Below are 249 nucleotides of genomic sequence, written 5' to 3'. Positions count from 1 at the left end.
CGTCGAGTTCTGAACAGTCGCCGGTAAAGCCATAACCTGACGCTCAATGAGGTCGTGTTTACCCAGCTTCGCTAACAATCCCAAATACAGTGACACAGCGCGCTGGTTGTCGGGATACAACGCAATACAGCTTTCCAATAAAAACTCAGCGTCGTGGTAAACCTTCATTTGGATGCCAATTTCGGCCAATAGCATCATGGCGTCGGGCTGGTGCTTGTGTTGCTGAAGAAATTGCCTGCAAACACGCTC

General features: G+C 49.8%; 1 protein-coding gene. It reads right to left on the bottom strand.

Annotated features, from left to right (window positions below; genetic code table 11):
* The coding region (locus NLF92_RS13510; protein ID WP_254102774.1) for a tetratricopeptide repeat protein at window positions 1-249 on the bottom strand (249 nt) is incomplete at both ends.

Source organism: Opacimonas viscosa, assembly GCF_024199005.1.
Taxonomy (GTDB): domain Bacteria; phylum Pseudomonadota; class Gammaproteobacteria; order Enterobacterales; family Alteromonadaceae; genus Opacimonas; species Opacimonas viscosa.
Note: the sequence above shows the minus strand (reverse complement) of the source record. Positions and strands in the feature narration are given on the sequence as shown.